This window comes from Bradyrhizobium sp. SOJA106 (assembly GCF_059448745.1).
Genome location: NZ_CM182549.1, coordinates 6,183,974 through 6,197,500 on the forward strand (window position 1 = coordinate 6,183,974; position 13,527 = coordinate 6,197,500).

Genomic DNA, 13,527 nt, shown 5'->3' on the forward strand with positions numbered 1-13,527 from the left:
GCCCGACGGGAGATCGATCACACCGTCAGCACCGTCGATCCGGTGGTCTTGCGCGCGGCGAGGTCGGCATGCGCCTTGGCCGCGTCCTTCAACGGATAGGTCTGGTGCACCTCGATCTTGACCGCGCCGGACTTCACGACGTCGAACAGCTCGTTCGCCATCGCCACGAGGTTCTCGCGTTTGGCGGCGTAGGTGAACAGCGTTGGCCGGGTAACGTAGAGCGAGCCCTTCTGGGCCAAAAGGCCGAGATTGAGCGGCTCGACCGCGCCGGAGGACTGACCGAACAGCGCGACGACACCGAGCGGCGCGAGACAGTCCAGCGACTTCAGGAACGTGTCCTTGCCCACGGAATCGTACACCACCGGCACCTTCTTCCCGCCGGTGATCTCGTCGACGCGCTTCACGAAATCCTCGCGCGTATAGATGATCACATGGTCACAGCCATGCGCCTTGGCGAGCTTCGCCTTCTCGTCATTGCTGACGGTGCCGATCACGCTCGCGCCGAGATGCTTGGCCCACTGGCTCAGGATCAGTCCGACGCCGCCGGCGGCGGCATGGAGCAGGATCGTGTCGCCCGCCTTCACCCGATAGGTCTGCCGGATCAGATATTGCGTCGTCAGCCCTTTCAGCATCATCGCCGCCGCGGTCTTGTCGTCGACGCCGTCAGGCAGCTTCAACAGGCGGTCGGCAGGGATCAGCCGGGCCTCGGAATAGGCGCCGAGCGGCGAGGCGCCATAGGCAACACGATCACCCGGCTTCAAATCGGTGACACCGGGTCCCACTTCCTCGACCACGCCGGCCGCCTCGCTGCCGAGCCCGCTCGGCAATTGCGCGGGATAGAGACCCGAACGGTTGTAGATGTCGACGAAGTTGAGACCGACCGCGGTGTGGCGAATGCGCGCTTCGCCCGGTCCAGGCTTGCCGACGCTGACCTCCTCCCAGACCAGGACTTCCGGACCGCCGGTCTTATGAAAGCGAATGGCATGGGTCATGGGCGTTGCTCCCTTATTGTTGAGGTGAAATCCGAACACCGGATCGGCCTGTGAAATAGGCATTTGGTCCGCCCGTTACAGTACAGAGCCGTAACAAGAATGTCACAGCGAACCACAAACGTCGGCCGTTCCGTCTATGTTCGAAAGAGTTGATGACGGCCTTCAGGCAACCGGCAGTAGCCTTCGCGCGGGGTTTGATGGGTCGCCTGCGAAGGAGAGCCGAGATGCCAGCTTATGTACAGCATCATCAGGATATCGAAATCGCGCCTGTGATTTGCCCGACGTGCATAGGGTTCCTGCCAATGTATGTCCGCGAGGTCGAGCCGCATTGGAGCCTTGCCAAGATCGACTTCGTCTATGAATGCGCCGATTGCGGCGCCGAGGTCAGACAGACCATCCGCAAGCACTGATCACGCGAACGGCGACCTACGTAACTATTTGCGTTTCGCGGAAAAAACGCCGTTCGCGCGGAGCTGATGTCTCCCAAACGAGGCTTGTTCTTTGCCGGGAACGCAGGCAGAACAAGCCTCCAACAGGACCTTTGGGAGCGCCATTTCGTGGCTGATCAGAAGGCCTCGACGTCGATCGAGGCAGTGGAGAGCGGCCTCGCCGCGCAGGGCTATATCGCGAGCCGGCAGATCGCGACCGCTGTCTATTTGTCGCAAAAGATCGAAAAGCCGATCCTGGTCGAGGGCCCCGCGGGCGTCGGCAAGACCGAGCTCGCCAAGGCGATTGCCGCCTGGCGCGGCATGAAGATGATCCGCCTGCAATGCTACGAGGGCCTCGACGAGGCCAAGGCGCTCTACGAGTGGAAATACGCCAAGCAGCTGCTCTACACCCAGATCCTCAAGGACAAGCTTGGCGAAGTGCTCGGCGGCGCGCAGACGCTGCACGCCGCACTCGACCAGTTGCACGATTTCGGTGACGTCTTCTTCTCCAAGGAATTCGTCGAGCCGCGCCCCCTGCTCCAGGCGCTGGAGCAGCCGGGCGGCTGCGTCCTGCTGATCGACGAGATCGACAAGTCGGATGCGGAGTTCGAGTCCTTGCTGCTGGAGATCCTCTCCGACTTCCAGGTCACGATCCCCGAGCTCGGCACGGTCTCCGCGATCACGCCGCCGACGGTGATCCTCACCTCCAACAGCGAGCGCGATCTCGGCGACGCGCTGAAGCGGCGCTGCCTGCATCTGCATATCGGCTTCCCGGAGCAAAGGCTCGAGGAACGCATCGTCGAGAGTCGCGTGCCCGGCATCTCGCAGGCGCTGCGCCGGCAGATGGTCGGCTTCATCCACGAGGTCCGCTCACTCGATCTGAAGAAGCTGCCCTCGGTCAGCGAGACCATCGACTGGGCGCGCGTGCTGGTGCTGCTTCAGGCGACCGAACTCGACAGCGAGATCGTCAAGGACACGCTCAACGTGCTCCTGAAGTATGAGGCCGACATCGAGGCCGCATCGCCGCAGGTGACGACCTTCATTGCCAAGGCGGCGCGGTCCAACGTCTTCGGTTGACGCCGATGCGCGAGAACCTTCATCGTTTCTTTCGGGCGGCGCGCGGCGTCGGCGTCCACGTCTCGCCTGCCGAAAGCATCGATGCGATGCGGGCGGTGTCGCAGGTCGGCTTTTCCGACCGCGCGATCCTGCGCGACGCGCTGCTGCTGACGCTTGCCAAATCGCAAGACGAGAAGCTGGCGCTCGGCGATTGTTTTGATCTGTTCTTCAGCCAGCCCGAGCCGCGGCAGGATCAGCCGGAGGCAGACGATAACGACGGCGCCTCACAGGACGCGGACCAATCTCACTCATCTGCCTCGGCGAGTGAAGCGGGCGAAGCTCAGCCTTCGGAAGGATTGGGCCCGCTGGCGCAGATGTTGCTGGCGCAGGACCGCAACGCGATCCAGGCTGCCATCGCAAGCGCTTCCGGTGCAGCCTCGCTGTCCGACATCCGCTACTCCACCCAGCGCGGCATCTTCTCCAGCCGCATCCTCGACGCCATGGGCCTGCAGCGCCTGCGCGACGATCTCGACGAACTCGCGGCGACCAATCCGTCGCTGGCCGAGCGTCTTCGCGCCGCGCTCGATGGCTTGCGCGAGGCGGTCCGCGACACGGTCTCGCAAGGCCTTGCCCTCTACGCCCGCGAGGAGGCCGAAAACCTGCGCAACGAAATCCTGCGCAACGCGCCGCTCGCCCGCATCGAGCGGCGCCAAGTCGCGGAGATGCGCGCCCTCATCCGCCAGATCGCGCGGCGCCTGCGCGAGCGATATTCGAAGCCGCGCAAGCGCCAGCGCCGCGGCCATCTCGACGTCCGCCGCACGCTGCGCCGCAACGCCGCCTGGGGCGGCGTGCCGTTCCTCACCGCATGGAAGCGCAAGCACCGCGACCGGCCGAAGATCGTTGCGCTCTGCGACGTTTCCGGCTCGGTCGCGCAGGTCTCCGATTTCTTCCTGCTCCTGATCCACTCGCTGCACGAGGTCGTGGACGACGTCCGCTCCTTCGCTTTCTCCTCGCACCTGATCGAGGTCAGCGGCGTCCTGGAACAGAAATCGCCGGAAGAGGCGATGGCGGAGATCATGTCCAATGTCGGCTTCGGCTCGTCCGACTACGGCTCTTCGCTGGTCGATTTCGAGAAAGATTTCATGAGCACGCTGACACCGCAGACCACGGTGATCGTGCTGGGCGACGCCCGTAGCAACAATCTCGATCCGCGCGCCGACATCCTGCGCCGCATATCCGAACGCTCGAAGCGGCTAGTCTGGCTCAATCCCGAGGGAAGGCTCGCCTGGGGCTTTGGCGATTCAGAGATGCCGCGCTACGCGACCTTTTGTACGGTCGTGCGTCAATGCGCCAGCGCGCAGCAACTCGAGCGCGCGGTGTCCGATATCGTGGCGACTTATCAGTAAGCCGAGAGGACGCGGCACAAATCAGCCTCGCGCAAGCTCCGCGTGAGAGGCGTTGCATTCCCGGAAGTGATAGGCGATTTCGTCGAGCGCGCGTTGCTCCCATTCCTGGGCTTGCGCGAGCCAGAAAACGCGGCGTTCCGAATCGAGCGCAGCGCGTTCCCGGCACAAGGATTCCTGACTGCGAATTGCCAGCAGCCTGTTCATGCACTCCACTCCTGCCGTGTGAAGCCATTCCTGCAAATTCAAGCTAACAGAGTCTCGAACCGGTCGTCTCGTAATTTCTGTGCATGCTGCGACGCAGAATGGGACAGCAACGTTTCCAGTGCAGCGCAGTAGCTTGCGGCGCAACATCAAGCCTGGATCATCAATATGTGATTGCGACGAGGGACGATATTTGCGCCCACGCGATCTTAACCTTTGTGGCGCAACGAAGTGCCGCAATTCGTGAAGAGAAGTTCTAAACACTTCACCGAATTCCCGACTCATTGTCGTCGCATGGTCTTCATGCAGCGCCGCTAACAGGGGCGCGCGAACTGCACTATCGCTCGAGGCAATATGAACGACGATTTCGACTTCGATCTTTCACCGGACCAATGGGAAGCCCTGCGCACGCTTCGCAACCCGCTGTCGAACGGTCGCCTCTCCAAAGCCTATCTCGTCGAAAGCCTTGTCAAGCTCGGCCTCGTTGTCATGAATGAGGGCGTGCCGGCCATGACGCCCATAGGACGCAAGGTGCTGGTGCGCGGATCGTGCCGGCTGCTCGATCTCGTCGCGTGATGAGGTCGCCTGCTGCCGAGCAACCGCGCCATCGCCTGAAAAATAATCTTTAGCTCTGCACCGAAATCGGATTTGCTTCTTGCGACAAGATCCGCCGCGCAGCGACGCGGCGCCAGACAGCTAAGGGAGCTGATCATGAACGGGCTTGGCGGGCTGAACAAATCTCCCAACGGCGTGGTCATCGGGCTGGTGCAGTTGCAACTGCCAAATGTCGTGACCAAGGCCGATCTGGCCAAGCAGACCGAGCGCATCGTCTGGATGGTCGGCAAGGCGCGCCGCAATCTCTCCACGATGGATCTGGTGGTCTTCCCCGAATATTCGCTGCACGGCCTCTCGATGGATACCAATCCCGAGATCATGTGCCGCCTCGACGGGCCCGAGGTCGCGGCCTTCAAGCAGGCTTGCATCGACAACAATATCTGGGGCTGCTTCTCCATCATGGAGTTCAACCCGAATGGCAATCCCTACAATTCAGGTCTGATCATCGACGATCACGGCGAGATCAAGCTCTACTACCGAAAGCTCCATCCCTGGATTCCGGTCGAGCCATGGGAGCCCGGCGACATCGGCATTCCCGTGATCGAGGGGCCGAAAGGCGCCAGAATCGCGCTGATCATCTGCCATGACGGCATGCTCCCGGAGATGGCGAGGGAATGCGCCTACAAGGGCGCGGAGATCATGATCCGCACCGCCGGCTACACCGCGCCGATCCGCGAAGCCTGGCGCTTCACCAACCAGGCCAACTCATTCCAGAACCTGATGGTCACCGCCAATGTCTGTATGTGCGGCTCGGACGGCTCGTTCGATTCCATGGGCGAAGGCATGATCGTCAATTTCGACGGCACCGTGCTGGCGCACGGCACCACCGGGCGCGCCGACGAGATCATCACCGCCGAGGTGCGGCCCGACCTCGTGCGCGAGGCTCGCATCAATTGGGGCGTCGAGAACAACATCTACCAGCTCTGGCACCGCGGCTATGTCGCGGTGAAGGGCGGCGCGATGGACTGCCCCTACACCTTCATGCAGGATATGGTCGCGGGCACCTTCCGGTTGCCTTGGGAAGACCAGGTCAAGGTGACCGATGGCACGTCCTGCGGTTTCCCGGCACCGACGCGGATGTTCGGCAAAACGGCGAAAGCGGCAGAATAAGACCGCTTCCACCAGCGATCCGCGACATTCTGGCACGGTTGTTGCTCCTTTGTGACGTCCAAGTCGCGTCAAACCGGGGAGTTTCGCCCATGTCGACCATCACCGCGGCACCCACCGCCGAACCGAAGCCGCTCTACACCTCGCTGTTCGTCCAGGTCCTGGCCGCGCTGGTGCTCGGCGTCGTCCTGGGCATGGCCGCTCCGGACTTCGCCATCGGGCTTAAAATCCTCAGCGACGCCTTCCTGAAGCTGATCTCGATGATCGTGGCGCCGATCGTGTTCTGCGTCGTGGTGCACGGTATTGCCGGTGCCGGCGACCTCAAGAAGGTCGGTCGGGTCGGCGTCAAGGCGCTGGTCTATTTCGAGGTGATGACGACGGTCGCGCTCGTCGTCGGCCTGCTGCTCGCCTACATCTTCGGCCCCGGCCACGGCATGAACATCGATCCCTCGACGCTCGACGCCAAGGCGCTCAACACCTACGCCGACAACGCCCATAAGCTGTCCGGCGGCGGCATCGGCGCCTTCCTGATGAACGTGATCCCGACCACGTCCTTCGACGCGCTGTCGCGCAACGACGTGCTCCAGGTGCTGTTCTTCGCCGTGCTGTTCGGCGTCGGACTGGCGCTGGTCGGCGGCGAGAAGGGCGGGCTCGTCACCTCAATCATCGATGCCGCCTCCACCGTACTGTTCCGCGTCATGGGCCTGATTGTACGAGTCGCGCCGCTCGGCGTGCTCGGCGCGGTCGCCTACACCGTCGGTAAGTACGGCGTTGGCTCGCTGAAGCAGCTCGTATCACTGGTGATGCTGTTCTACGTCTCGGTGGGCATCTTCGTGCTGGGCGTGCTCGGTGGCGTCATGGCACTCGCCGGACTCAATATTCTCAAATTCCTCGCCTACCTGCGCGAGGAGCTCACCATCGTGCTCGCGACCGCCTCCTCCGACGCGGTGCTGCCGCAGATCATGAAGAAGCTGGAGCGGATGGGCGTGAAGGATTCGGTCGTCGGGCTCGTCATTCCGACCGGCTATTCCTTCAACCTCGACGCCTTCTCGATCTACCTCACACTCGCGGTCGTCTTCATCGCGCAGGCGACCAACACACCGCTGTCGTTCGGCGACCTGCTGCTGGTGCTCGGCGTCTCGTTGATCACGTCAAAGGGCGCGCATGGCGTGCCGGGCTCGGCGATCGTGATCCTGGCCGCGACGCTCAACGCGGTGCCGAGCATTCCCGCGATCGGCCTCGTGCTGGTGCTGTCGGTCGACTGGTTCATCGGCATGGCCCGCGCGCTCGGCAACCTCATCGGCAACTGCGTGGCGACGGTTGTCGTGGCCGCCTGGGAAGGCGACCTCGACCGCGCCAAGGCGGCCAAGGTGCTCGAGGGTGGCGAGGTCGTGGACGTGACCGCGGGATAGCGCCCTCGAGGCTCAGTCGTTCCACTGGAGGAGCGGCGCTCCATACGCCCTCCTCCAGACCGACAGGAAGCGCGGAAACCAGGAATGCGCCACGGCGCCCTTGTAGGCCCAGGTGCTGTACTTCAGTCCCTGCTCCGAGATCAGCTCCTGATAGCCGCCGTGAACCTCGGTCGCGGTGCGGATGTCCTTCAATATCCCTCGCGCGCAGGCGCGGTAGGTATCGCTTCCCGAAAATTCATCGAAGTCCAGCATGCGATCGGCGAACTCGACGTTGAACGTCGGCCAGGAGGAACGCCCCTGGTAGGCCGGCGCGGCGATCTTGTGGATCATCTTGCTGCGCGGATTATCCGCCGACACCAGGAAGTGAAACGTGCTGGGGACGCGGAAGCGCGGCTCGGCGATGATCAGATCCGTCGTCGCCGCGAACAGCGCGCGCTCGCTCGCATCGTTCATGTTCCAGAAGCCCCGATGCACGCCGACGAAATCCAGTGCAACCTGAGACACCGGCGTGCCCGCCGGGCTATCCAGGGAATGCCTGATATAGCCATTCTTGCCGAACAGACGGAGCAGGCCGCTCTTGTACTCTGCAAGATCGCGCCCGAGCAGCCGCTTCAGCTCGTTCTCCTCGACAATGCCGAGCTGCACGCCCCACACGAACGTCGTGTAAACGCAGGCATTGGTGACGAAACGCCGGCGCTCGGCGCGGGTATCTGTCGCCGCAGAGCGCGGCCCGCCGGCGTCGCAGAGCAAATATCTGGTGCCGTCGGCGTCGAGCGGTTCGAGCTCGCTTGCGAGCTTCAGCATCGCGCGCTTCAAATCGCTGCCGTACTCGGCCAACAGCAAGCGGCCGGCATGGGCGCATTGCGACATCGCCAGATAGGCCGAAGCCCGCTCCTCCGCGGAGATCATCTGCCGGAGACCGGCGAGAACGCCAAGCAGCGTATCCGACGGGCGCGAGAAATAGTTCACGCCGAGGTAGCGGCCACGCCCCGCCGGAACGATGGTCGTCGTCACGACGTCGGCGCGAACCGCCTCGAGCAGCAGGCGAATGCTCTTGTCGAGCAGCCGCGTCCGCCGCACCGCGTCCTGCGGATCCATGATGGTTTCAGGGTCGAGAACGTCCGGATAGAACCAGGCGAAATCGCGGGGATAATAAGCCGATGCGTGCGGTGCGCCGGTGACGAGGAAGGCCTCGGTCGCCGAAAAGGCGCTGTCCATCGAGTGTCGGTAAAGGTCTTCAATGGTCGACGACGAATGGGGTGATTGTCTCAGGAATCGATCACCGAGGAAATTGACCGCCTGAAGAGCGTTGGCGACGAAGGTCGCAGCCATGCCCTGGTAAAACCGGTTCTCCCGATGTGACGGAAAGGAAATATCGCTGTTCATCTGTGCAGGTCGGTGATGTCTCGTGACCCCCGTGACGGCGGTCGCCCATTTTACACATGTCCAATTCGTGTCTCTACCCGGTGACTTGCGGGCTTCATGACCGTCAGCTTGCGCCGGCGCGGTTTTGGTGCGGCCTGAAATTCTCGATCACCCTGAGCAGCACCCGCGCGCCGGCATCGGCATCGGCAAGCTCGACATGCTCGTCCGGATGATGGCTGATGCCGCCACGGCAGCGGACGAAGATCATGCCGACATCGGCGATGTCGATCATCGCCATGCCGTCGTGTCCCGCCCCGCTCGGCAGCTCGAACACGGCAAAGCCTTCCGCGGCGATCGCCTGCGCGATCTGGTCCTTGAGCCATGGCGCGCAAGGCGCGGTGCGGTTCTCGTGGGTGACGTCGAGCTGAAGCGTCAATTGCCGGCGCTTTGCAATCGCCTCGATCTGCCTGACGACATCGGCCACCGCGCGCTTGCGGTGCATGTCGGTCGGCGCGCGCATGTCGATGGTGAACGACACCTCGCCCGCAATGACGTTGGTCGCGCCGGGCCTCGCCTGGATGTAGCCGACGGTGCCGACCAGCCCGCCCTCGTCGGTTCGGCAAAACTCTTCGATCGCGCCGATGCATTCGGCGGCGCCCGCCAGCGCATCGCGCCGCAGCGCCATCGGCACCGTGCCGGCGTGTCCGGCCATGCCGGTCAGCCGCGCGGCAAGCCGTGTTGCCCCGGCAATTGCCGTGACCACGCCGACAGGCAGGCCTTGCGCTTCCAGCACCGGCCCCTGCTCGATGTGCAATTCGAGATAGGCCAGCAGCTCGCGCCGCGTCCGCGCCGCCTTGCCGATGTGCTCCGGATCGAGCCCGAACTGAACCAGCGCATCGCGCATCGAGACGCCGTCGCGGTCACGCGTGTTCAGAACGCTCTCGTCAAAGGTGCCTGCGACCGCGCGGCTGCCGAGCAGCGTGGAGGCAAAGCGCACACCTTCTTCATCGGCAAATCCGACCACCTCGATCGCGAACGGCAGCCGCTTGCCGCGGCGGTTGAGGTCGGCGACGCAGGCGATCGCGGTGATGACGCCGAGCGGGCCGTCCCATTTGCCTGCATCGCGCACGGTGTCATAATGCGAGCCGAGCATCAGGCTGGGCGCGCCCGGCCGCTCGCCTTCGTAGCGGCCGCAGACATTGCCGATCGCATCGAGATGCGCGCTCATGCCGGCCTCGCGCATCCAGCTCAAGAGGAGGTCCGCGGCGTTGCGCAGCTCCTTGCTGAGATAGATGCGGGTGAGCTTGTCGCCATCTTCCGAGATCGCGGCGAGCTGGTTGATGCGGCGGACGATCTCATTTCCGAGCGATGCGTCTTGAGCAGCGGTAGCAACCCCCATCTCGGTCGAGCTTTCCATCCTGAAGATCGCGCGCGGCGATCGTGACAACAATCGATACAAGTTCGGTGCCAGCGAAAATCACTCGGCGCGCCGTGGTTAGCATGAATGCGGCCGACCGGCAGACAGTCCAGCTCACATCGGCACATCGTGAGCGGGTTAATGCTGCTTAACTCCCTTGCATACAATGACGTTATGCTGCCTACAAATTAATCTGCCGATTTCCTCACCAGGATTCATCTTGGATGGATAACTAATACCTATCAATGTCTTACCACAAAATGCCCACTTCCTGACCTCTGGCACGAAGCTTGCGACACCCTCTCCCGGGCTTCGCCAGTCCGGCGCAGCCGCGAGATCGAAGGCGGGGCAGCCGCCAAGGGGAGCGAGCAATGGATTCTGGCAAGATTTCACGACGTCATGTGTTGCAGGGCGGTGCGGCCCTCACCCTCGGCGCTGCAGCGGGCCTTCGTCCGGCCTTCGCGGCCGAGACCACCATCGGCTTCATCTATGTCGGCTCGCGCGACGACTACGGCTACAATCAGGCGCACGCGCAGGGCGCCGCGGCGCTGAAGAAAATTCCAGGCCTCAAGGTCATCGAGGAAGAGAAGGTGCCTGAGACCGATGCGGTCGAGAAGACGATCGAATCCATGATCAATCTCGACGGCGCCACCCTGCTCTTTCCGACCTCGTTCGGTTACTACAATCCCCACATGATCAAGATGGCCACCAAGTACCCGAAGCTGCGCTTCGAGCACTGTGGAGGCCTCTGGAGCGACAAGGACCCGAAGAACGCCGGCAGCTATTTCGGCTATATCGACGAAGCGCAGTACATCTCGGGCATCGTCGCCGGCCTGACGTCGAAGAGCGGCAAGCTCGGCTTCGTCGCGGCCAAGCCGATCCCGCAAGTGCTGCGCAACATCAATGCCTTCGCGCTCGGCGCCAAGTCCGTCAATCCGAAGGCGACAACGCAGGTGATCTTCACCGGCGACTGGTCGATGCCGGTTAAGGAGGCCGAAGCCACCAACAGTCTGATCGACCAGGGCGTGGACGTGCTCACCTGTCACGTCGATGGGCCCAAGACCATGGTCGAGAACGCCGCACGCCGCGGCGCCTTCGTCTGCGGTTATCATACCAACCAGTCGGCGCTGGCACCCAAGGCCTATCTCACCGGCGCCGAGTGGAATTGGGAGGCGCTCTATCCGAAGTTCGTCCAGATGATCGCCTCCGGCGAAGGCATTCCGAACTTCTACCGCGGGGGCCTGAAGGAAGAGATCGTGAAGGTCTCGCCCTATGGCGAAGCGGTGTCGGCCGAGGCGCGCAAGGCGGCCGACGAGGCCAAGGCAAAATTCCTGTCTGCGGACGGCTTTGCCATCTTCAAGGGCGGCCTCGTCGACAATAAGGGCAAGACGGTCATCCCGGCAGGCACCGATCGTGGCCAGAAGGATCCTGAACTCGAGAAGATGGACTATCTGATCGAGGGCGTGATCGGAGCGACTTCGTGACCACCGAAGCCGCGGATTCCGCTGAAGCGGTCGGGGCAATCGCCCCGGCCGCCGATCCGGGCTTTCTCCAGCGCTACGGCGCCAGCATCGAATACGTGCTGATCCCGGCAGCGGCGCTGGCCGGCGCGCTCGTGGTGTTCGGCATCTTTGTGGCGATGTTCGGCAAGAACCCGCTCGATCTTTATTTCTACATGTATTACGGCGCGTTCGGCACCTGGTTCTCCTGGCAAAACACGCTGACGCGCGCGGCGCCCCTGATCCTCACCGCGCTCTGCACCGCACTGCCGGCGCAGCTCGGCATGGTCATCATCGGCGGTGAAGGCGCGCTTCTGATCGGCGCACTGTCGGCGACGAGCGCCGCGCTCGCGCTTCAGGGCATGCCGCCGCTCGTCGTGCAGATCGCCATGGTCCTCGCCGGTGTGATTGGCGGTGGTCTGTGGATCACGCTGTCAGGCGCACTGCGCCAGTATCGCGGCGTCAACGAAACCATCTCGAGCCTGTTGCTGGTCTACATCGCGCTCGCGATCCTCAATCATCTCGTTGAAGGCGCGATGCGCGATCCCGCCAGCCTCAACAAGCCGTCGACCCGCGAGATCGGCGCCGTCAACATGATCGGCACAATTCCCGGCACCGACGTGCATTGGGGCCTGGTCTTCGGCCTGATCGCCGCGATCGCCGCCTATGTCCTGATCTATCACACCGTGTTCGGCTTCGCCGCGCGCGTTGCAGGCGGCAACATCCGCGCCGCGAAGATTGTCGGCCTCGGCGTCAGCAAGCTGATCCTGACCATCTGCTTCCTCGCTGGCGGCGCGGCTGGCCTGGCCGGCATGGTCGAGGTCGCCGCCGTGCAGGGCCGCACCAACGCCAACCTCGCGGCCGGCTACGGCTTCACCGGTATTCTCGTCGCCTTTCTGGCGCGCCAGAATCCGCTCGCGATCGTTCCCGTAGCGATCCTGCTCGGCGGCATCAGCGCCAGCGGCGGCCTGCTGCAGCGCCGCCTTGGACTGCCCGACGCGTCCGTTCTGGTGCTCCAGGGCATCATCTTTGTCTTCGTCCTGGCCAGTGATGCGCTCTACGGCCGCATCGGATTCCTGAAAGGCAAGTCCTGATGGCAGACGGCTCGATCGGACTCTGGACCGTTCCGCTCGCCGTGCTCGGCGGCGCCATTCGCGTCTCGACGCCCTTCCTGTTCGTGAGCCTGGGGGAATGCATCACCGAGCGCTCCGGCCGCATCAATCTCGGCCTGGAGGGGACGCTGGTAATGGGCGCAATGAGCGCCTACGGCATCTCCTATCTCACGGGATCGCCGTGGCTCGGTGTGCTTGCCGCCGGCATCAGCGGCGCACTCCTCGGCGCGCTCCACGCCGGCATCTGCTCGTTGCCGCGCGTCAACGACGTTGCTGTCGGCATCGCCTTGATGCTGTTCGGCACCGGCCTTGCCTTCTACCTCGGTAAGCCGCTGATCGAGCCGACCGCGCCACGTCTGCCCGCGATCGATTTCGGCTGGTGGAGCGACATCCCGCAGGTCCGCGCCGCGCTGCGCGTCAACGTGCTGTTCCTGGTCGGCGTCGCGCTCGCATCAATCCTGTACTCGGCCTTCCGCACCACGCGCTGGGGTCTGCTCATCCGCACCGCCGGCGAAAGCTCGGATGCCGCACGCGCCATGGGTCATTCCGTGCTCTTGATCCGCCTGCGCGCCACCATGGTCGGCGGCTTCCTCGCTGGCATCGGCGGCTCCTTCCTGTCGCTGTTCTATCCCGGCAGCTGGAACGAGGGCCTGTCCTCCGGCCAGGGCATCACCGCGGTGGCGCTCGTGATCTTTGCGCGCTGGGACCCCCTGCTCTGCCTGTGGGCTTCGCTCGCCTTCGGCGGCGCCGCGGCGCTGGGACCGGCGCTGCAATCGGTCGGCGTCACCTCCGGCTATCACCTCTTCAACGCCGCGCCCTACATCCTGACGCTGGCGATCATGATCATCACCTGCTCGCCGAAACGCACGCTGACCGGAGCCCCGGCCGAATTGTCGATCACTCGCTAGGAAGCGAAA

At 63.6% G+C, this 13,527-nt stretch carries 13 protein-coding genes; 9 read left to right on the forward strand and 4 right to left on the reverse strand.

Features of this window, described 5'->3' with window-relative positions:
- Window positions 1-17 precede the first annotated feature (17 nt).
- Window positions 18-992, reverse strand: a complete 975-nt coding sequence (locus tag AC5V87_RS29150; RefSeq protein ID WP_456836977.1) for a quinone oxidoreductase family protein — start codon at window positions 990-992, stop codon at window positions 18-20.
- 224 nt (window positions 993-1,216) lie between these two features.
- Between AC5V87_RS29150 and AC5V87_RS29155 the strand changes: the two genes are divergently transcribed.
- The 3 genes from AC5V87_RS29155 (at window position 1,217) to AC5V87_RS29165 (ending at window position 3,882) form a co-directional block, all read left to right on the forward strand.
- Complete coding sequence (locus AC5V87_RS29155; RefSeq protein WP_456836976.1) at window positions 1,217-1,402, forward strand: hypothetical protein; 186 nt, start codon at window positions 1,217-1,219, stop codon at window positions 1,400-1,402.
- 147 nt (window positions 1,403-1,549) lie between these two features.
- Entirely contained in the window at window positions 1,550-2,497 is a 948-nt protein-coding gene (locus AC5V87_RS29160; RefSeq protein ID WP_456836975.1) for an AAA family ATPase, read from the forward strand.
- 5 nt (window positions 2,498-2,502) lie between these two features.
- Window positions 2,503-3,882: a vWA domain-containing protein gene (locus AC5V87_RS29165; protein WP_456836974.1), complete on the forward strand. Its 1,380-nt coding sequence runs from the start codon at window positions 2,503-2,505 to the stop codon at window positions 3,880-3,882.
- A gap of 21 nt (window positions 3,883-3,903) precedes the next feature.
- Here AC5V87_RS29165 and AC5V87_RS29170 read toward each other — a convergent pair whose 3' ends face one another.
- Entirely contained in the window at window positions 3,904-4,086 is a 183-nt protein-coding gene (locus tag AC5V87_RS29170; RefSeq protein WP_456836973.1) for a hypothetical protein, read from the reverse strand.
- Between the two features lie 351 nt (window positions 4,087-4,437).
- On the opposite strand from AC5V87_RS29170, the gene AC5V87_RS29175 reads away from it, so the two are divergent.
- From AC5V87_RS29175 to AC5V87_RS29185, 3 genes are all read left to right on the forward strand, one after another.
- Entirely contained in the window at window positions 4,438-4,659 is a 222-nt protein-coding gene (locus AC5V87_RS29175) for a hypothetical protein (RefSeq protein WP_456836972.1), read from the forward strand.
- A 135-nt stretch (window positions 4,660-4,794) separates the two neighbouring features.
- Window positions 4,795-5,808 (forward strand): formamidase, encoded by a 1,014-nt coding sequence (locus tag AC5V87_RS29180; RefSeq protein ID WP_456836971.1) that lies wholly within the window; start codon window positions 4,795-4,797, stop codon window positions 5,806-5,808.
- 89 nt (window positions 5,809-5,897) lie between these two features.
- Window positions 5,898-7,217, forward strand: a complete 1,320-nt coding sequence (locus AC5V87_RS29185) for a dicarboxylate/amino acid:cation symporter (protein ID WP_456836970.1) — start codon at window positions 5,898-5,900, stop codon at window positions 7,215-7,217.
- A gap of 12 nt (window positions 7,218-7,229) precedes the next feature.
- On the opposite strand, the gene AC5V87_RS29190 is transcribed toward AC5V87_RS29185, so the two are convergent.
- Both AC5V87_RS29190 and AC5V87_RS29195 read right to left on the reverse strand, forming a co-directional pair.
- Entirely contained in the window at window positions 7,230-8,603 is a 1,374-nt protein-coding gene (locus AC5V87_RS29190) for a hypothetical protein (protein ID WP_456836969.1), read from the reverse strand.
- Between the two features lie 103 nt (window positions 8,604-8,706).
- Entirely contained in the window at window positions 8,707-9,981 is a 1,275-nt protein-coding gene (locus tag AC5V87_RS29195) for an allantoate amidohydrolase (protein ID WP_495371967.1), read from the reverse strand.
- A gap of 389 nt (window positions 9,982-10,370) precedes the next feature.
- Here AC5V87_RS29195 and AC5V87_RS29200 point away from each other — a divergent pair, with 389 nt between their 5' ends.
- From AC5V87_RS29200 to AC5V87_RS29210, 3 genes are read left to right on the forward strand one after another with little or no spacing between them, the layout of a single operon-like run.
- The gene (locus AC5V87_RS29200) at window positions 10,371-11,483 is read left to right on the forward strand and encodes a BMP family ABC transporter substrate-binding protein (RefSeq protein WP_495368530.1); all 1,113 of its coding nucleotides are present in this window, start codon (window positions 10,371-10,373) and stop codon (window positions 11,481-11,483) included.
- On the forward strand, window positions 11,480-12,592 hold the full coding sequence (locus tag AC5V87_RS29205) for an ABC transporter permease (RefSeq protein ID WP_495368531.1): 1,113 nt from the start codon (window positions 11,480-11,482) through the stop codon (window positions 12,590-12,592). The genes AC5V87_RS29200 and AC5V87_RS29205 overlap by 4 nt, the downstream gene beginning before the upstream one ends.
- Window positions 12,592-13,518: an ABC transporter permease gene (locus AC5V87_RS29210; RefSeq protein ID WP_495368532.1), complete on the forward strand. Its 927-nt coding sequence runs from the start codon at window positions 12,592-12,594 to the stop codon at window positions 13,516-13,518. The genes AC5V87_RS29205 and AC5V87_RS29210 overlap by 1 nt, the downstream gene beginning before the upstream one ends.
- Window positions 13,519-13,527 lie beyond the last annotated feature (9 nt).